The sequence below is a fragment of the Rhodoblastus sp. genome (genome assembly GCF_052145335.1).
Taxonomy (GTDB): domain Bacteria; phylum Pseudomonadota; class Alphaproteobacteria; order Rhizobiales; family Beijerinckiaceae; genus Rhodoblastus.
The window spans coordinates 1-18,300 of the sequence record NZ_JBKQOU010000003.1 but is presented as its reverse complement, the minus strand read 5'-3'; the positions used below and the strand labels follow the sequence as shown (position 1 = coordinate 18,300).

General features: G+C 63.3%; 19 protein-coding genes and 2 tRNA genes. 17 read left to right on the top strand and 4 right to left on the bottom strand.

The window, feature by feature from the left end; genetic code table 11:
• The first annotated feature begins 90 nt into the window (after positions 1 to 90).
• From ACLP2E_RS00165 to ACLP2E_RS00155, 3 genes are read left to right on the top strand one after another with little or no spacing between them, the layout of a single operon-like run.
• Positions 91 to 2,118, top strand: a complete 2,028-nt coding sequence (locus ACLP2E_RS00165) for a sensor histidine kinase (protein ID WP_442464801.1) — start codon at positions 91 to 93, stop codon at positions 2,116 to 2,118.
• Positions 2,111 to 2,839, top strand: a complete 729-nt coding sequence (locus ACLP2E_RS00160) for a peptidoglycan-binding domain-containing protein (RefSeq protein ID WP_442461263.1) — start codon at positions 2,111 to 2,113, stop codon at positions 2,837 to 2,839. The genes ACLP2E_RS00165 and ACLP2E_RS00160 overlap by 8 nt, the downstream gene beginning before the upstream one ends.
• The gene (locus tag ACLP2E_RS00155) at positions 2,839 to 3,174 is read left to right on the top strand and encodes a DUF1491 family protein (protein WP_442461262.1); all 336 of its coding nucleotides are present in this window, start codon (positions 2,839 to 2,841) and stop codon (positions 3,172 to 3,174) included. The genes ACLP2E_RS00160 and ACLP2E_RS00155 overlap by 1 nt, the downstream gene beginning before the upstream one ends.
• Before the next feature lie 95 nt (positions 3,175 to 3,269).
• Here ACLP2E_RS00155 and ACLP2E_RS00150 read toward each other — a convergent pair whose 3' ends face one another.
• Together ACLP2E_RS00150 and ruvX are read right to left on the bottom strand one after the other, a co-directional pair.
• A complete protein-coding gene (locus ACLP2E_RS00150) occupies positions 3,270 to 4,973 on the bottom strand; it encodes an alpha-keto acid decarboxylase family protein (protein WP_442464800.1) in 1,704 nt (567 codons plus the stop codon).
• 173 nt (positions 4,974 to 5,146) lie between these two features.
• Positions 5,147 to 5,635 carry a Holliday junction resolvase RuvX gene (ruvX, locus tag ACLP2E_RS00145; protein WP_442464799.1) on the bottom strand — a complete coding sequence of 163 codons (489 nt, stop codon included), beginning with the start codon at positions 5,633 to 5,635 and terminating at the stop codon, positions 5,147 to 5,149.
• Between the two features lie 126 nt (positions 5,636 to 5,761).
• Here ruvX and ACLP2E_RS00140 point away from each other — a divergent pair, with 126 nt between their 5' ends.
• The 8 genes from ACLP2E_RS00140 to ACLP2E_RS00105 all read left to right on the top strand — a co-directional run bounded on the left by ACLP2E_RS00140 (position 5,762) and on the right by ACLP2E_RS00105 (position 12,488).
• On the top strand, positions 5,762 to 6,460 hold the full coding sequence (locus tag ACLP2E_RS00140) for a metal-dependent hydrolase (protein WP_442461259.1): 699 nt from the start codon (positions 5,762 to 5,764) through the stop codon (positions 6,458 to 6,460).
• Between the two features lie 10 nt (positions 6,461 to 6,470).
• Positions 6,471 to 6,971, top strand: a complete 501-nt coding sequence (locus ACLP2E_RS00135) for a DUF3455 domain-containing protein (RefSeq protein WP_442464798.1) — start codon at positions 6,471 to 6,473, stop codon at positions 6,969 to 6,971.
• Positions 6,972 to 7,064: 93 nt separating this feature from the next.
• The gene (gene gatC / locus ACLP2E_RS00130) at positions 7,065 to 7,352 is read left to right on the top strand and encodes an Asp-tRNA(Asn)/Glu-tRNA(Gln) amidotransferase subunit GatC (protein ID WP_442464797.1); all 288 of its coding nucleotides are present in this window, start codon (positions 7,065 to 7,067) and stop codon (positions 7,350 to 7,352) included.
• A gap of 114 nt (positions 7,353 to 7,466) precedes the next feature.
• Positions 7,467 to 8,948, top strand: coding sequence for an Asp-tRNA(Asn)/Glu-tRNA(Gln) amidotransferase subunit GatA (gatA, locus tag ACLP2E_RS00125; protein ID WP_442464796.1), 1,482 nt, complete (start codon positions 7,467 to 7,469; stop codon positions 8,946 to 8,948).
• Positions 8,949 to 8,999: 51 nt separating this feature from the next.
• A complete protein-coding gene (locus ACLP2E_RS00120) occupies positions 9,000 to 9,356 on the top strand; it encodes a chorismate mutase (RefSeq protein WP_442464200.1) in 357 nt (118 codons plus the stop codon).
• The gene (gene gatB, locus ACLP2E_RS00115; RefSeq protein ID WP_442464199.1) at positions 9,353 to 10,822 is read left to right on the top strand and encodes an Asp-tRNA(Asn)/Glu-tRNA(Gln) amidotransferase subunit GatB; all 1,470 of its coding nucleotides are present in this window, start codon (positions 9,353 to 9,355) and stop codon (positions 10,820 to 10,822) included. The genes ACLP2E_RS00120 and gatB overlap by 4 nt, the downstream gene beginning before the upstream one ends.
• A gap of 504 nt (positions 10,823 to 11,326) precedes the next feature.
• Entirely contained in the window at positions 11,327 to 11,899 is a 573-nt protein-coding gene (locus ACLP2E_RS00110) for a hypothetical protein (protein ID WP_442464795.1), read from the top strand.
• Entirely contained in the window at positions 11,862 to 12,488 is a 627-nt protein-coding gene (locus tag ACLP2E_RS00105) for a histone (RefSeq protein WP_442464197.1), read from the top strand. Before ACLP2E_RS00110 ends, ACLP2E_RS00105 begins: the two co-directional genes overlap by 38 nt.
• A 70-nt stretch (positions 12,489 to 12,558) precedes the next feature.
• Here the strand turns inward: ACLP2E_RS00105 and ACLP2E_RS00100 are convergent, their stop codons facing one another.
• On the bottom strand, positions 12,559 to 12,960 hold the full coding sequence (locus tag ACLP2E_RS00100; RefSeq protein WP_442464794.1) for a hypothetical protein: 402 nt from the start codon (positions 12,958 to 12,960) through the stop codon (positions 12,559 to 12,561).
• Between the two features lie 75 nt (positions 12,961 to 13,035).
• Positions 13,036 to 13,129 (bottom strand) — tRNA-Ser (locus ACLP2E_RS00095).
• Positions 13,130 to 13,365: 236 nt separating this feature from the next.
• On the opposite strand from ACLP2E_RS00095, the gene ACLP2E_RS00090 reads away from it, so the two are divergent.
• The 6 genes from ACLP2E_RS00090 (at position 13,366) to ACLP2E_RS00065 (ending at position 18,241) form a co-directional block, all read left to right on the top strand.
• The gene (locus ACLP2E_RS00090; RefSeq protein ID WP_442464793.1) at positions 13,366 to 15,114 is read left to right on the top strand and encodes an OmpA family protein; all 1,749 of its coding nucleotides are present in this window, start codon (positions 13,366 to 13,368) and stop codon (positions 15,112 to 15,114) included.
• Positions 15,115 to 15,125: 11 nt separating this feature from the next.
• Positions 15,126 to 16,325, top strand: a complete 1,200-nt coding sequence (locus ACLP2E_RS00085) for a hypothetical protein (RefSeq protein WP_442464792.1) — start codon at positions 15,126 to 15,128, stop codon at positions 16,323 to 16,325.
• A 225-nt stretch (positions 16,326 to 16,550) separates the two neighbouring features.
• Complete coding sequence (locus ACLP2E_RS00080; protein ID WP_442463309.1) at positions 16,551 to 17,132, top strand: cold-shock protein; 582 nt, start codon at positions 16,551 to 16,553, stop codon at positions 17,130 to 17,132.
• Positions 17,133 to 17,259: 127 nt separating this feature from the next.
• Entirely contained in the window at positions 17,260 to 17,766 is a 507-nt protein-coding gene (locus ACLP2E_RS00075) for a DUF192 domain-containing protein (RefSeq protein ID WP_442463308.1), read from the top strand.
• A 56-nt stretch (positions 17,767 to 17,822) separates the two neighbouring features.
• Positions 17,823 to 17,899 (top strand) — tRNA-Pro (locus ACLP2E_RS00070).
• A gap of 36 nt (positions 17,900 to 17,935) precedes the next feature.
• Positions 17,936 to 18,241: an ETC complex I subunit gene (locus ACLP2E_RS00065; protein ID WP_442463307.1), complete on the top strand. Its 306-nt coding sequence runs from the start codon at positions 17,936 to 17,938 to the stop codon at positions 18,239 to 18,241.
• Positions 18,242 to 18,300 lie beyond the last annotated feature (59 nt).

Genomic DNA, 18,300 nt, shown 5'->3' with positions numbered 1-18,300 from the left:
TCGTCGGTCAAATGCCGGCATGGTTTTTAATTCATTTTTTACTCGGGGCCTTTTCCACTGCGATTCGGGCCCGTATGATTGGCTCGGGTCATGTCCGAAATTCTTGCCTATGCAGCGGTTCGGCGCGAAAAACCCTCGCGGAAAAAATTCGTCAACGAAGCCGAAACCATATTCGACGATGACATCGCCCATGACGATCGGTCGCCGCTTCTGTTTATACTTCACTTAACGGCCTGGGCGCAGACTGCTCAAGTTCAGACGCCGCATGCGCCGCGTCGCGAGAGGTTTAGAGCAGCTTTCATGTCGCGCTTGCTCGGTCACATAGCGAAGCCGGTCGATCCGGCCGCGCCGCTCGGCGAAGCGGAGCGTTGGCGCCATTCGCAGTTCATCTCGCTGCGCCTCGCCATGACGCTGCCGTTCATGGCCTTGGCGCCGGTGTTCCTGCTGGTGCGCGGCGCCCCGAGCAACTGGGACGCCCTGGCCTTCGCCTTCCTGCTGGCGCCGCTCGCCGGCGTTTACGCCTTGCAACGGCATGGGCGTTTCGACATCGCCCAGATCATCTGCGTCGGCGCCATGGTGCTGCTTGGCGTGACGCTGGCCTGCGCCCAAGGCGCCCTGACTGTCGGCGCCTTCGCCTGTTTCCTGCTGGCGCCGCTGGAGGCGACGATGAGCGGCGACTCGCGGCTGGCCATGGGCGGCGCGGGCCTGTCGCTCGCCGCCGTCTCCGGCGTCGTGGCCGCGACGACGCTGGGCGTGCTGCAGCCGCATGGCGAGCCGGGCGGAAATGTCGAAATCGCCATTATCGCGGCAGCGATGATTTACGGCGTCTTGCTGGCGGTGTGGAGCGCCCGGGCGGGCGAGATGCGGGACCGCCGCGCCGCCGAAAGCCTGGATTCCTATCGCGAATTGACCGAGACCGTGGGCGACATGGCGCTGCAACTCGACCAAACCGGTTTGGTGGCGCGCGTCGTGACCAATCCGCTCAACGGCTTTGGCTGCGGCCCCGGCGATTTCCTGGGACGCGGCCTGTTCGAGCGCATCCTCGTTTCCGACCGTCCGAAGTTTTTAAAAGCCCTCTGGGACGCCGCGGTGGCGGAGGGGGCGATCGTGGTCGAGTTTCGCCTGCGCGCGGGGCCGGACGCGGGGGAGGGGGGCGAAAAGGCGCCGCCGCGTTTCGTCTGGGTCGAGATGCGCGCGCATCGCTCGCTCGCCGGGAATGGCATCGTCATGGCCATGCTGCGCGACATGACGCCGACGATGGAGGCGCGCGAGGCGCTGGAGGCGGCGCGCGAAGCCAGTGAACGCGCCAATTTGTGGAAGGACCGGTTCCTCGCCAATGTCAGCCATGAATTGCGCACGCCGCTCAACGCCATCATCGGCTTTTCGGAAATGCTCGGCAGCCCGGATCTGGCGCCGAAAGACCCGCGCCGGCAACGCGAATATGCCGACATCATCCATGTTTCCGGCCAGCATCTGCTCAGCCTCGTCAACATGATCCTCGACATGTCGAAGATCGAGGCCGGCAATTTCGAAATCGAGCCGGAGCCTTTCGATTTCGCCGAATTGGTCGATTTCTGCTACGACGTGGTGAAACTCAAGGCGGACGACAAGAAAATCGCACTGACTTGCGCCTGCGCGCCGCAACTCGACGAAATCGTCGCCGACAAGCGCGCCTGCAAGCAAATTCTGATCAACATCCTGTCCAACGCTGTGAAATTCACGCCGGAACGCGGCAAGGTCGCCCTGGTCGCCCGCCCCGACGGCGCCTTTGTCGAAATCGTGGTGACCGACACAGGAATCGGCGTCACCCAGAACGACCTGTCGCGGCTTGGCGACCCCTTCTTCCAGGCCCGGGCGACCTATGACCGGCCTTACGAGGGCGCTGGCCTCGGCCTGTCGATCGTGCGCGGACTGGTCGGGCTGCATGGCGGCGCCATCGCTTTCGAGAGCGCGCCCAATGAGGGCGCCTGCGTGACCGTGCGGCTGCCGCTGGATTGCCGCCTGCCCCATAGATCCGCCGCACATCCGGCGAAGATCGAGACTCTGGCGCGGCGCGGCCGCGTCTTCGGAATGGCGGAGCCTCTCCGCCCCAATTTGCAGGTGAAGAAAATTGCGTGAGATCGCCGCCGCTTCCGATTTCGATTTCGTTTCCGTCGAGCCGCGCCGCCCCGCCAAAGGCGGCGGGCGACGCGGCAAGGGCCGTTCCAAAAAAACCGGATCGGCGCCGGCCTGGCTGAGCGCGATCTGGCGCTTCCGCACGCCGGCGCTCGGGGTCGCGGCGATGGGGGGGCTGCTGGCGATGATCGTGGTCAACGCGATCTATCTCCAGCACCAGCGCCATCCGGCGCCGCTGTTTGGCTCGACCTTCAAGATCGAGCCGCCGAAACCGCCGCCGCGGCCCGCCAGAATCGACACCTTGTTGTCGGAAAGATTGCCCGATGCGGTCATGTCCAAGGTCGCGGCCTCCGACGCCGCCTTGGCGCCGCCGCCGGCCGCCATTGCGGCGACGGGAGCCTCGCCGGCCGCCCCGGTTGCGCCGGTCGCAGCGCCCGCGAAAAAGCGAGGCGACGCCATCGGCGCGCTGCTGGGTGATCAAGGCGGCGCCAGGAGTGTCGAAAAGAGCGCCGATCCCGCGCCGGTTCCGACGAAAACCGTCCTGACGGCGCAACGCGCCCTGCAGAAGCTGGGCGCCTCGGTAAAGCCCGACGGCGCGTTCGGGGCGATGACGAAGAAGGCGCTGGAAGCGTTCCAGCGTGACAATCATCTGCCGGTCAATGGCGAGTTGACGGCCAAGACCCGGCATCTGCTGGCGGCGCGCTCCGGCCTGCCGGTGGAGTGATGCGGCTGCGCTCGGACATCTGGGTTGCGGCCTATCTTCGCCGCTGCTCGTCGGAGGATGTCGTCGCCGTCCTGCGCCGGCGCGGCTCCCCGGAAGCCGGCGCCATCGTCGTCAAGATCGATCGGCTCGACGGATTTGCGGCGCTGTTTTCACCGGCGCCGCAAAGCGAGAAACGCGACGGCTACGACCGCCTGTTCGCCCGGGCCCATGCCGAGGAATGGTTGGAAAACGACAAGATCGAAGCGAAGATCGCCCGCGAGATCGCCTTCGATTCCGATCTGTGGATTGTTGAAGTCGAAGACCGGCAGGGGCGGAATTTTCTCGATCTGGCTTGAAGGTCCGCATGACCGACAAAAAATGGCCGCCCTGTTCGTCTGGAGCGGCCATGAATTTCCTTCGTCCCGCGAGGACCTGTCTCTTGTCGGGCAGGTCATTGAGCCAGCGAAGGCGCGGAACCGTACATCTCGCCGAGGCGCGTGTGCGCAAAGGCGAGCACGGGCGGCAGATCCATCCGTCCGCCGACGATCTCGACATAGGCGCCCGACTTCGAGGAACGCGCCTGTTTCATGGCGGCGTCGAGTTCGCCCAAGGTTTCGACATGCGCGGTGAACCAATCGGCGCAGCCCAATGCGCGCGGCAGATCCGCGTATTTCCATTTCGCGAGGTCATTGTAGGTCCAGTCGGGGTTTTCTTCGAGCGCCCGCTCGATCATGTAACCGTCGTTGTTGAGAACGAAAATCGTCACATTGGCGCCGAAGCGGCCCATGGTGCCGATCTCATTGGCGGTGAGCTGGTGCGACCCTTCTCCCGTGATCAGGACGGTCCGGCGGCTCGGGTCGGCAAGCGCTATCCCGAGAGCGGCCGCCGTCGCCCAGCCGATGGACCCCCATAAAACCTGGGACTCGACCCGCACGCCGTCAGGCAGCGCCACTGGCGTCAGGCCCGGACTCGAACTACCCGTCTCCAGGACGACCGTGTCGCCGGCGCGCAGAAAGGACGCATAGCGGGGATAGAGCGCTTTCATGGAAATCCGCTCGGATGGTTTGCCGTCCAACCGGGCGGTTTGGGCGGGCTTGCGGCGATAAGGCGCAAGCTTCCGCTTCAGCTTCGAGAGCGCGGAAAGCATGTCGGCAAGGCGCACCGAGCCGAAGATTCGCTGACCGACCTGGACGTCGTTGAGGCCGACCGAAATGATTCGGCTGGCGTCGAGCTGGGCAGAGTAAGACGCCGTATTGATGTCGTTGAGATTGACGCCGCCGAGATCGAGAACCAGGTCGGCCCCCTCGACAATCTTGCGAGTCTCCTCGTCGGAAACGGCTCCCAGGTAGACGCCGGCGAAGTAGGGATGGCCCTCGCCAATCATGCCTTTCTCCATCGAGGTCGTGGCGAACGGGCAGCCGAGCGCTTCGATCAGCTTTTGCGCCTCCTTCTGCAACCCCAGGCGCGCCAACGTAAAAGCCGGCAAGACGACAATCGACTTGGCGCTCTCCACCCGTTTCTCGATCGCCGCGAAAGCCTGACTGAGCGACTCCTCGTTGGACGCCAGCCTGACGGGCTTCACCTCGCTGGAGACAACGGGCGTCACGGCAAAATCCATGGGCACGGCGATGTAGGCGGGTTGATTGTTGTACCGCGCCTCGGCGATGAGGCGCTCCATCTCGACCATGCAGTTTTCCGGAGTTATCACCGCATGGCAGCATGCCCCCTGCGCCGAAATATTGACGAAATTGCCGAAGATTCCGTCGCCCAGCGTATGATGCGCGATCTTGCGCAGCCGCTGATTTTGATAGGACGGCATGCCGACCAGATGGAAGATGAGCGAATGCTCGGCCTTGGCGCCCATCACGCCGTTGAGCGCCGATAATTCGCCCACGCCATAGGTCGTCACCAGCATCGCGGCGCCGCGGATGCGCGCATAACCGTCGGCGGCGTAGGAAGCGTTGAGTTCATTCGCGCAGCCGATCCATTTGACTTCGGAGCTGCGATCAACGGCGTCGCACAGCGGGAACACATAATCCCCGGCGACGCCGAAGCAATGATCGACGCCCTCGCGCGCAAGCCGATGAACGATATAGTCGGCGACGCTGGGCATCTGATGCTGAGAGGATGTGGTTTGACGAACGCGTTCGGTCATGGCGATCTCCTCGCGGATATTCCAATTTGAACATGAGTTCTTCGACTGCGAGCCACGCGGAAATCCATAACAGCGCGCTACTCGAGCCCCCTACTTATGCAGCGCTCGGTTCAGGAAGTTAAACGCGGCTGGTTTCACGATTTCGCGAACGGGCCCATGCAGTGGCGCAAACCTCAGCCGAGACGGGCCAACCGGTCTAGCGCGCCCTGCAAAATATAGGCGGCGGCCATGCGGTCCACCACTTCCGCGCGCTTGCCGCGTGAGGCGTCTTGCGCGATCAGCTCGCGGGTGACGGCGGCGGTGGAGAGGCGTTCGTCCCAAAAGATGAAGGGGCGTCGGGCGAGGCTTGAGGTCTGGCGGATGAAGGCGCGGGTCGATTGCGCGCGCGGGCCTTCCGAGCCATCCATGTTGAGCGGCAGGCCGATGACGAAGGCGGCGACGCCATGCTTGTCCGCGAGAGCCAGCATTCTTTCGACATCGGCGGTGAATTTCACCCTTTTTATGGTTTCCAGCGGCGTGGCGAGGCGGCGCTCGACGTCGGAAAGCGCCAGGCCGATGGTTTTCGTGCCGAGATCGATCCCCATCAAACGGTCGTTGCGCCGCAACAGGCCGGCGATTTCCTCAAGAGAGGCCACGGCGGGGATTTTCGGCTCTTCGCTCATGTTTTTCGCTAGCACGGGGAGGGAAGAAGGGAAACGCCCTTATTTCGCGATTGCGGCTCTACGAGGATTGCGCCGTCATCCTTCGCCATTAAACTCTCCATCAAACACCTCGCAAAGGCGCGTCCCATGAAAGTCACCTGGCTCGGCCATTCGGCCTTTCGCATCGATCTCGACGATTCCCACCTGCTGATCGACCCTTTCCTGACCGGAAATCCGAAATTCACCGGCTCGCTCGATGAGGTCTCCAAAGGCATCACCCATATCGTGCTGACCCACGGCCATGACGACCATATCGGCGATGCGCCGGAAATCGCCCGAAAGACCGGGGCGCAGATCGTCGGCAATTTCGAGGTCTGCATGTTCCTGAATGGGTTGGGCGCGGAAAACATCAATCCCGGCAATACCGGCGGCAAAATTCCCTGCGGCGAGTTCGAGGTCGCCCTGACCCCGGCGCTTCATTCCTCCTCGACCTCGGCGGAGGGACAGTCGGTCTATCTCGGCAATCCCAACGGCGTGGTGATTCTTCCGCAGCACGGGCCGCGCCTCTATCATTTCGGGGACACCGCGATTTTCTCCGACATGGCGCTGATCCAGGAACTCTACCAGCCGCAGATCGGCCTGATCCCGGTCGGCGACCGTTTCACCATGGATGGCGCGGCGGCGGCTTTGGCTGTGCGGCGCTATTTCGCCTTCAGCGACGTCCTGCCGATGCACTACGGCACTTTCCCGATCATCGACCAGACGCCGAAGGCTTTCGTCGAGGCCATGGAGGGATCTCTGACGAAAGTGCACGTCCCGGCCATCGGCGAGGCGGTTTCTTTTTGAGGGGGCGAAAATGAGCCGGATGAAATCCGCCCTTGCCGCGCTGTCGCTCTCGGCGTTGTTGACGCCTTTGGCCAGCGCTGAAGATGTGCCGCCGCCGATCCAGGCGCCGGGGCTGAGGCCTTTTCTCACCCTCCATGCCGAGGGCGCGCAGATTTACCAATGCAAGGCCGGGCCGGACGGCAAGCCGGCCTGGAGCTTTCGTGAGCCGATAGCGACCCTGCTGCGCGACGGCGTCAGCGTGGGGCAGCATTTCGCCGGTCCCAGCTGGCGGCTGGCCGACGGCAGTCTTGTTCAGGGCAAGGTCATCGGCAAGGGGCCAGGGGCGACGCCCGCCGACGCGGCCTGGCTAAAACTGGAGGTGACGGCGCATGAGGGGCAGGGGCTCCTCGGCGAAGCCGTCGTTATCCAGCGCCTCCATACGCAGGGCGGCGCTCTTGAGGGCGTCTGCGAGGCCGAGGGCGAGATTCGCGTCGTTCCCTATTCCGCCGATTATGTATTTTTGAAAAAGTGACCCTGCCGCGCGCCCGCCTGCGGAAAGATTGCGCCGGGGGGCGGCCTTCTGTATAGGCTGGCCACCTGTTCCATTCCAATTGAGGAAGCCTTCATGTCGGTCGATCTGGCGACGGTGCGGCGTATCGCCCATCTCGCGCGCATCAGCGTGAGCGAGGCGGAAGCGCCCTATCTGCAACAGGAAATCAACGCGATCCTCAACTTTGTCGAAGAGTTGAACGCCGTCGATGTCGAGGGAATCGAGCCGATGACCTCGGCGCTGCCGATGCGCATGAAAAAGCGCGCCGACGAAGTCACCGATGGCTTCATCACCGAGAAAGTGCTCGCCAATGCGCCCGCCCGCGAGGACGGCTTTTTCGTCGTGCCGAAAGTGATCGAATGAGCATGATCCCAAAAAGTGGTCGCCGGTTTTTGGACCAGATCATGCTCCACTAAGCCAGGTCATGCTCCACCAAGAATGTCCGCACGCCGCCCGAAATTTCACAGAGTTTTTCCCATGACCGACCTGACCCGCCTCACGCTCGCCGACGCGCGCAACAAACTCGCCGCCAAGGAATTTTCGGCGGTCGAACTGACGCAAAGTTTCATCGACGCGGTCTCAAAGGCGAAAAGCCTCAACGCCTTCATTGTCGAGACGCCGGAAAAAGCGCTGGCGCAGGCGAAGGCCAGCGACGAGAAAATCGCCAGGGGCGAGGCGGGCCCGCTGGAAGGCATTCCGCTGGGGATCAAGGATCTTTACGCCACCGAGGGCGTGCAGACGACCGCCGCCAGCCACATCCTCGAAGGCTTCATCCCGCCCTACGAATCCACCGTCACTTCCCATCTGTGGCGCGACGGCGCGACCATGCTCGGCAAACTCAATCTCGACGAATTCGCCATGGGATCGTCGAATGAAACCTCTTATTTCGGTCCGGTGGTCTCGCCCTGGCGTCGCAAGGATTCCGACGCCAAGATCGTGCCCGGCGGCTCTTCCGGCGGTTCGGCCGCGGCCGTCGCGGCGCGTCTGTGCCTCGGCGCCACGGCGACCGACACCGGCGGCTCGATCCGCCAGCCCGCCGCCTTCACCGGCACGGTCGGCATCAAGCCGACCTATGGCCGCTGCTCGCGCTGGGGCGTTGTCGCCTTCGCCTCGTCGCTCGACCAGGCCGGCCCCATCGCCAAGAACGTGCGCGATACGGCGATCCTGCTGCGCTCGATGGCCGGACACGATCCCAAGGACACCACCAGCGTCGATATGCCGGTGCCCGATTACGAGAAGGCCGTCGGCGCCTCGATCAAGGGCAAGGTCATCGGCATACCCCGGGAATATCGGCTCGACGGCATGTCGCCGGAAATCATCGCCTTGTGGGAGCAGGGGATCGCCTGGCTGCGTGAGGCGGGCGCCGAAATCCGCGACATTTCGCTGCCGCATACGCGCCATGCGCTGCCGGCCTATTACATCGTCGCCCCGGCCGAGGCCTCGTCCAATCTCGCGCGCTACGACGGCGTCCGCTACGGCCTGCGCAAGACCGGCAAGGACATTTCCGATCTCTACGAGAAAACCCGCGCCGAGGGTTTTGGCAAGGAAGTGCGCCGGCGCATCATGATCGGCACTTACGTGCTTTCCGCCGGCTATTACGACGCCTATTACCTGCGCGCGCAGAAAATCCGCACTCTGATCAAGCGCGATTTCGATCTCGCCTATGCGGACGGGGTGGACGCGATCCTGACGCCTGCGACGCCGTCGCCGGCTTTCGCGCTCGGCGAAAAAGGCTCCGCCGATCCGGTCGAAATGTATCTCAACGACGTGTTCACCGTCACCGTCAACATGGCCGGATTGCCGGGCCTCGTCGTTCCCGGCGGACTGTCGGCCGACGGCCTGCCGCTCGGCCTGCAGTTGATCGGGCGTCCGTTCGAGGAGGAGACTTTGTTCTCGCTCGGCCAGGCGCTGGAAGACGCGGCGCCGAAGATCGGCCTGCCCGAAAGCTGGTGGGGTTGACGCCCGCGAGGATCAAGTCATTTTTATTCGGTATTGGAGTTTGATCGAGCGATGAGCGAGACGGGCGACCAAGGTGGCGCTTCCATGGGCGGAGCGGCGTTGCAGCCGAATGCGGAAATGGCCGCCCTGCGCCTCAGGATCGACGCGCTCGACGAGGCGCTGGTGCAGATTCTTGCCGAGCGCCAGCGCCAGATCGAGCAGGCGGCGGCGATCAAGACGCGGATCGGCTGGCCGGCGCGCATCCCGCCGCGCGTAAACGAGGTTCTCGAACGCGTCGCCGCTGAGGCGGGGCGGAAAAATCTCGATGCGGATCTGGCGCGCAAGCTCTGGACCGCCATTATCGAATGGTCGATCGCCTATGAAGAGCGCCTGATGAAAAATTTGGGCGAAGAAATGGAACCACGATGAACACGCAAGTCCATCCCTCCAAATTGATCGCGGGCGCGACCGGCGACTGGGAAGTCGTCATCGGCCTGGAAATTCATGCCCAGGTGAGCAGCAAGTCGAAGCTGTTTTCCGGCGCCTCGACCGAATTCGGCGGCCCGCCGAACAGCCATGTCTCGCTGGTCGACGCGGCCATGCCGGGAATGCTGCCGGTGATCAACGAGGAATGCGTCGCCCAGGCGATCCGCACTGGCGTCGCGCTGAAGGCGCAGATCAATCTGCGCTCGGTGTTCGACCGCAAGAATTATTTCTATCCAGATCTGCCGCAGGGCTATCAGATCAGCCAGTACAAGCACCCGATCGTCGGCGAAGGCGTGGTCCTGGTCGATCTGTCGCCGACCGAACAGATTTCGGTGGGCATCGAACGCCTGCATCTCGAACAGGATGCGGGAAAATCGCTGCACGATCTCGGCGCCAACGATTCCCATGTCGATCTCAACCGCTCCGGCGTCGCGCTGATGGAAATCGTGTCGAAGCCCGACATGCGTTCGGCCGAGGAGGCGCGCTGCTACGTCACCAAGCTGCGCACCATCCTGCGCTATATCGGCGCCTGCGACGGCAACATGGAGCAGGGATCTTTGCGCGCCGACGTCAATGTTTCGGTGCGCAAGCCCGGCGATCCGCTGGGCACGCGCTGCGAGATCAAGAACGTCAATTCCATCCGCTTCATCGGCCACGCCATCGATGTCGAGGCGCGCCGCCAGATCGGCATCTTGGAAGACGGCGGCAAGATCGACCAGGAGACGCGGCTCTACGATCCGGCCAAGGGCGAGACCCGCTCGATGCGCTCCAAGGAAGAGGCGCACGACTATCGCTATTTCCCCGATCCCGACCTGCTGCCGCTGGAATTCGAACAGAGCTATGTCGATGAACTGGCGTCACATCTGCCGGAACTGCCGGACGAGAAGAAGGCGCGTTTCGTCACGCAATATGGCCTGTCGCCCTATGACGCCGGGGTGCTGGTGCTCGAGCGCGCTTCCGCCGATTATTTCGAGGAGGCGGCCAGGGGTCGCGACGCGAAACTCGTCGCCAACTGGGTGATCAACGAATTGTTCGGCCGCCTCAACAAGGAAGGCAAGAGCATCGAAACCTCGCCGGTTTCCGCAGTTCAGATCGGCGGCATTGTCGATCTCATCGCCAGCAACGTGATTTCGGGAAAACTCGCCAAGGACCTGTTCGAAATTGTCTGGAGCGAGGGCGGCGATCCGGCGCAGATCGTCGAATCGCGCGGCATGAAACAGATGACCGACACCAGCGCGATCGAGAAGGCGGTGGACGAGATCATCGCCGCCAATCCAGACAAGGTCGCGCAGGCGCAGGCCAAACCGACCATGCTCGGCTGGTTCGTCGGACAGGTGATGAAAGGGACTGGCGGCAAGGCCAATCCACAGGCGGTGAACGAAATCCTGAAGAGCAAACTCGGGATTTGATTCGCGCCTTTCGCGGCGTCAGTCGCATAGCCGACGTTTTTCAAGGACGCGCTCCCGCAATGGAGCGCGTTTTTTTAACCTTACTTGCGAAAATATTTTTTGAGCCTTTTGTGCGATGGCGCCTAGGCAGGTAGGGGTCAGACGAATTTTTCGCGCAAGGCGGTCGAGGATTTTTTCGCGTCTTGATTGAAGAAAGAAAGGCGCCGTCCGGAGCCTCGTTTTTTGTCGCTCCGCGATGGCAAAAGCCATTGCCGCCGGCCGCCGCAGCACGGGCGATAATTTTATATATATAATTGATATAAAGTGAATTTTAACGTCCCTTCGTCCGTTTTGCGGCGAAGGAAAAAGCGATCGCGCGGTCGCACGGAAAACGCCGAAAACAAGCCGAACCCCAAGTGTTTTTCGATCGTCTTATGCTGGCGCTGAAAGCAACTTTGTCGGGCCAAAGCTGTTTTGCGTCGACGGGGCGCCTCGCGCGAGGCGTGGATTCGGCGTGTGCGATCGATGTTTTGGCCGATGCAAGACACGAGCGGCGACGATGCGCTCTCTTGCAAGAGTTATGAACAGGATTACGCTATTCGCGCCAATTACCGGCATCGAACGCGCCGGCCACGAAAAGGGGAAAGAAATGGCGCACGCATCGAGCAAGAAAAAATCCGCCACGGCGAAAAAATCGGCGAAGAAAGCCGACGACGAGGCAGTGGAAAAGAAGCCGCGCGCCGCCAAGTCAAAGGCAGCGAGTTCGAAGGCAGAGGGTTCAAAGGCTTCGAGGAAGACCGCCCCCGCAAAGTCGGCGGCGAAGAAGGAAGCGGCGCCCAAGAAAGCGGCCGCGAAGAAATCTGTCGAGAAGAAATCCACGAAGTCGGCCGAGACGAAGAAGCCCGCCGCCAGGAAGAGCGTCGCGAAGGCTCCTGTCGCAAAGGCCGCAGCCAAGAAGACCGCGGGCAAAAAAGGCGATACCAAAGCCGTCGCCGCGAAAAAGCCGGCCGCCAGGACCGCCGCGAAAAAATCCGAGCCGAAAAATGCAGTAGCGAAAAAGGTGGCGGCCAAAAAGCCTGCCGCCAAGAAGACTGTTGAAAAGAAGGGCGCGACGAAATCCGTCGCCGCCAAAAAACCTGCGGCCAAATCCGCGGCGAAGAAATCCGCGGAGAAAAAGACCGCCGCGAAAAAGCCGGCTGAGAAAAAAGCTGTCGCGAAAAAGACGGTCGCCAAGAAGCCTGCGGCGAAATCGAAAACCGTCGCTGCGCAAAATGCGCGCACGAAGGCGGGCGCGGGCAAGGCCAAAGCGCCGGTGGGCAAGGCCAAGGCGCCGGCGGGAAAGGTCAAGTCGGGCGTCGCGAAATCGACGGCGAAATCCGCGACAGCCAAATCCACCGCCAAGCCTGCGGCCAAAACCGGCGCCAAACGCAAGCCTGCGGTCAAGACCGCAGCCGAACCCGTCAAGCCTGCGGCCAAAACTTCGGCGCGCACCGCCGCCGCATCGCGCCGCGTGACCAAAAAGGTCGCGGTCCCGGTCGCCGCGCCGCCTGTCGCGGTGGAAAAACCGAAGGTCAAGCGCAAGGTTGTGCGCAAGCCGAAAGTCGAAACCGTCGCTGCCGAGGGGCCGGCCGCCGCGCCGGAAGCGACTTCGCCCGATACGCCCGGTCCGACCGAAGGGCAAAGCTGAGCGGGGAAGATCCCCGTTCAGCTGTTGATCCGGCGCGCCCTTCGGCGCGCCGCGTAATCTTGCGTTTCGATCAACGCGTCAGGCATTTCTCTGCGAAGCTGCGCCAGACCAGTCCGGCGGCTTTGCCGGCCATCTTCAGTTTGCGCCATTCGTCGCCGCATTGATGCATTTTTTCGCGCGTGGCTGGCGGCAGGTTATAGGGCTGCAATTTGTTGGGGTCGACATCGGCCGGTTGGCGCCCTGTCGGCGCGGGCGGCTGGGAGGGTTGCTGCGTCGCCGGCTCGACGGGAGGTATTTGCGGAGCGGTCTTGGCGGTGATCGGCGCGCTGAATTCCGGGGGACGGATCGGCGGCAGCGGCGCGCCATTCGCGGCCCCCGCCACAGCCAGCAGGGCGCATGAAGCCAGAGACCTTGCCTGAGATCGCTTCAGCGCGTATCGCGGGGAGCAAAAAAGGCCGAAACCGGCGCGCATAAAGTCGCCTCGCAAAAAACTCGGCCTGAAAACCCGCGGAGCCCTGGATATCGCCATGCGCCCTGGGAGGGAGCCTGGCGGAGACGGAGGGATTCGAACCCTCGATAGGGCTTTACAACCCTATAACGGTTTAGCAAACCGCCGCCTTCAGCCTCTCGGCCACGTCTCCGGCTCGGCGTCCCGCCGCGGCGCAAAGCCGCAGCGAACCGCGTGGCGCAGACATATGCCCGACCCGCGACGGATTGGCAAGCTTTTCGCGGCGAATGCCACAGGCCTTCGGGGGACTATTTTCATCCTGGGTCAAGTATAGAGCCGGGGGACTATAATCGCGGTGGCGCCGGGGGAAGGGCGCGGCTAAGCTCGGCGCCGCGACGGCGGCCGCAGGCAATTTCGCAGGGGAACTTGATGTGTCAGCCCAGGAAATGGTGGATTGGTCTTTTGCCTCTGTTGGCGCTCTGGCTCTTGCTGAACCGGGCGGAGACGAATCGCATCGAGAGGGAACTGGCCGGACTCGCCGACACAGCGCTGGCGCAAGTGGCGGGCGAACCCGGTTTTTCTGTCGCCGCCGGACGCGATGTCAGCCTCAATGGCTGGGTTTTCGACGAAGCTACGCGTGCTGCCGCCCTGGCTGCGGCGGCCTCGGCGCCTGGCGTTCGGCGGGTCGAGGATGGATTGAGCGAGCCGCCGGCGGAAAATCCCTATCTCTGGCGCGCCTCGCGTGACGGCGATGTGGTGATCCTTTCCGGCGCCACGCCCTCGCCGGACGCGCGCGCGTCCATTGCCGAGGCCGCTCGGGAGGCGCTCCCACGGGCGCGAATCATCGACCAGACGAGCTATTTCTCCGGCGCGCCGAAAAATTTCCCCGCCCTGGCGCAAGCCGCCCTGCTGGTCCTGGCCCATCTTTCCGCGGGCGAGGCGCAACTGCGCGACGGCCAGCTGTCCTTGTCCGGCCACGCGGCGAACATCGAAGAACATCTGGCGGCGCTCGCGCAGGCGCGTCAATTGCCGGACGGAATGGGACTGGCCAAGGCGGAGCTATTGCCGCCCGAGACGGCGACATTCTCCTTTGTCGCGGAGAACGACGGCAAGTCGCTCAGTCTCGAAGGCTACATAGGCTCCGAGGCCGAGCGCTCCGGCCTGCTGGCCGAGGCCAGGAAGCTGTTTCCCGATCTGGCTTTGAACGACCAATTGAAAATCTTTTCGGGGGCGCCGGCCAGATCCGCGGTCACGGCGGCCTATGCCCTGCGCGCCTTGGCGCAGTTGAAAAGCGGCGCGGTTACGCTGCAGGGCGATGTGGCCAGTCTTGCGGGACAGGCGCGGGCTGGCATGGACGCCTTGTCGGTCGCCGAGGCCATCGGAGTGGCGCCAGGCATGACGCTCGACGCCAAGGCGGTGACGCCAGGGGATGCGCCAGCCGACGTCATGGCGGCCGAAAAGACGGAAACGGCGCTGATCCTGACCGGCTTTTACGGCGACGACGACACGCATGAAAAAGTCCTCGCCACGGCCAGGGAGAAATTCGCCGGCCTCGCGGTGACGGACAACATGCGGCGCGGCGCGCGGGCGCCGAAAGCCTACCTGACGGCGGCGCTCGACGGGCTGGAGCAATTGGCGCGGCTGCATGTCGGCAAATTCACCCTCCGCGACCGCGCGGCCTCGCTGAGCGGCGACGCGGGCAGGGCGGAATTGGCCGAAGAGGTCAAGACCGGTTTTATCGCCGCCATGCCCGAGGGCTATTCGGTCGAGACCGGCGTTACCGGCGCCGCGCGCGAAACGCCGCCGCCCGCGCCGGCCGCCGTGGTCGCTCCGGTCGCCGCGCCCGACGGGCAGGCCTGCCAGAAAAAATTGACGGATGTGGTTCGCGCGACGCCGATCCGGTTCGATTATCGCCGCGCCGAACTCAAGCGGGAGGCGTCCGCCGTCGTCGAAGCTTTAGCCGCCGCCGCCAGTCAATGCCCGGCGGTCGCCTTCGAGGTCGCCGGACATAGCGACGATTTTATCCACGATTGGCGCAACCTCAACCTGTCGCGCCGGCGCGCCGAGGCGGTCGCCGCCGCTCTGGTCGCCGCCGGGATCGACCCGCATCGTCTGACGCCGGTGGACCGGCTTTCCGAGCGGGCGAAAAACGATGGCGTCGAATTCAACACGAAGTAAGGGCGGCTCGAATGCTCTATCTCTTGCAGGCGCTGTCCACCTGGTCGATTGCGGCTTTAAGTATTGGCCTGTTCTTAGGCTTTCTCTCCTGGAAGGCGGCGACGGAGGGAGAACGGCCCGTTTCCAGCCGAAGCGGCGCCCTGCTGTTCTTGTTTCCGGTCATCGTCGGCGCCGTCGTCGCCTGGATGCGCTGGCTGCCGGGCCGTTATGGCCTCTGGCTGGAAACCGGGCTCTTGCTGGTGGTCTCCTATTTCATCGGCTGCGCGCTCGGCTGCCTGTTGCGCCGGCTGCTCAGCGGCGGTTCGGCGGCGCGAAAAGCGGCGCCAGCCGCTGCGGCGGAAGAAATCGAACCTTCGACTGCCGGCGCCGAGGCTTCGCCTGCGGCGGAGGCTGTCGCTCCCGAATTGACCAGCGCCGTCGATGATTTGACGCGACAGGCGGAGGCTCTCGCGGCGGCGACGCCGGCCGCGCTCGCAGCTTCCGAGGCGGCGCAGGAAATCCTTGCGGATAGAGCGGGGACGGAACCTTCGTCGTCCCCGGAGCCGCCGACTTCATCGCCGCAGGCTGAAGCGCCCCTGCCGGAACCGGCGGCGGATGGGGACAATCTTCGTCTGATCCAGGGCGTCAATGAGCAAATCGCCCGTGAGTTGCGCAAACTGGGCGTCCGCCGCTTCGGCCAGATCGCCGCCTGGACTCCGGAGCAACAGCAAGGGATCGGCGAAAAAATTCGCCAGTGCGGGCCGCTTGCCCGTCTTTATTGGGTCGCCCAGGCGCGTTTGCTGGCGGGCGGCGTCGAAACCGAGTTTTCGCGCGCCGTGCGCCGGGGCGCGGCGCATCGCGAAATCATGGAGGAGCCGCTCGACGAGGCCGCCGCCGGGATTTTGCTGCCCGCTTTGCCGCAGGTCATAACGCCGCACGGCAATGATGAGATTTACGCCGGCGAGCGGCCGCTGTCGCTGTTGCAGCCGCCCTATGGCGAAAAGGACGAACTCGCGCGCATCTCGGGGATAGATCGAGAGATCGCGGAGCGGCTGGAAGCTTTGGGCGTCTGGACCTATGCCCAGATCGCGCGCTGGTCGCAGGAGAACGCCCGCTGGATCGGCTCCTATCTCGCTTTCCCCGGCAGGGTCGAAGCCGAAAACTGGGTTGTTCAGGCGCGCGAACTGGCCGAAGCCAGGAACGCTTGTGCCGACGACAGCACTTCCGCTTGAGCTTTAGTCGCATTTTGCCAACGGCGGCGACCGCGCGTGCATATTTTTGCAATTTGAGCAAAATTATGTGTGTGAATCCTTGGGCGTGGCGAAATTCGGCTTTTAACGATCAAGTCGAATGCTATTCTTGGATCAGTGATTCTCAAGCCTCTCAGGCGCTGATTCCGGGCGAATGCCCGGCGCAGCGCAGGCCGTGTCAGCGTTTTAATTTCAGGAGCCAATTCATTGGGCGCCAAGGAACATTCGGGAATAGAGCCGGGCCATGGCCTCGATTTCGTCGCGGATCCCGTCGCGGAAATCATCGAAGTCCGAGGCCGGGTCAAATGGTTCGACATGGCAAAGGGCTTTGGTTTCATCGTGCCCGATAACGGCCTCGCCGATGTTCTGCTTCACGTCACGGTATTGCGGCGCGACGGTTACCAGGCGGCGCCCGAGGGCTCGGAGATCGTCTGCCAGGCGCAGAACCGACCGCGCGGCCTGCAGGTGTTCCGCATCCTGTCGATGGATGAATCGACGGCGGTTCATCCGGCGCAGTTGCCGATGGCGCGCACCCATCACGTGGTCGAATCGGTCGGCGGCTTCGAGATTGTCGTGGTGAAATGGTTCAATCGCGTCAAGGGATTTGGTTTCCTGACGCGAGGCGAGGGCACCGAGGACATTTTCATTCACATGGAAACCTTGCGCCGCTTTGGCATCGCCGATCTCAAGCCGGGCGATTCGCTGCTGGCGCGGTTCGGTCCCGGCGGCAAGGGCTTGATGGCGGCGGAAGTGCGGCCGCTGGAAACGAGGCTGCCAAGCGCCCATTGACATGGGTGAATCTGGCGACCGTCACGGCTGCGACAAATTCCCGGGTTAGTCCGGAAACGGCCATTGCGGCGTCAAGCTGGGGCGATCGTGCCTGACGCCCGGCGTAGAGTTGGCGCCAGGAGTGCACATGATGCGTTTTTCGACTGTCCCGGGCCTTCGCGCCTGCGCTTTTGCTTTGCTCCTGCTGGCCGGACCCTCCGGCATTTCGCGCGCCTGGGCGCTCGAAGCCGGCGACGCCGCATCTCTCGAAACACTCACATTGGTGACCGACGCCAAGGGCGCGCATCCAGCCGACCACGTCTTGCAGGTCGAGGTGATGCGCGACGAAGCCGGCCGCGAGCAGGGGTTGATGAACCGGCGCTACCTGCCGGCCGATCGCGGCATGCTGTTCGAATTCGGCATGGAGCAGCCCGTGCTGATGTGGATGAAGAACACCTATATTCCGCTCGACATGATCTTCATCTCGCGCGCCGGGGTGATCACCCATATTGCCGAAAACGCCGAACCCCTGTCGGAAGCGATCATTTCCTCGGAGGGCCCGACCTATGCCGTGCTCGAGGTCAACGGCGGCCTGTCCCGGAAGATCGGGCTGAAAAAAGGCGATCTCGTGCGTCATTCCGCCTTTGCGCGCTAAGCTGCGCATCTTGTCGGCAAGCGCCGCGCGTGATAGCCAGACGCTGTAGCGCTGTTCGGGGTATAGCGCAGCCTGGTAGCGCGGAAGTTTTGGGTACTTCAGGTCGCAGGTTCGAATCCTGCTGCCCCGACCACTCGCCTTTTCCGGCGTACAAGAATTGGGAACGATCATGACGGCTCGCATTTATCGCCCCGCAAAAACCGCCACTCAATCGGGCGTCGCCAATTCCCGGCTGTGGCGGCTGGAATATCTGCCGGAATCGCCGCGCAGCATCGAGCCGCTGATGGGTTGGACCGCTTCGAGCGACATGAAAAGCCAGATCAAGCTGACCTTCCAGACCAAGGAAGAAGCGGTGGCCTATGCCGAGCGCAACGCCATTCCCTATCGCATCGAAGAGCCGAAAGCGGCCAAACGGCAGATCACGACCTATTCCGACAATTTCAAGAACAGCCGCCTGACGCCCTGGACGCACTGAACCGCGCCTCGGCCAGCGCTGATCTAGGGCATTTTCACGTTTCGCGGAAACGTGAAAAT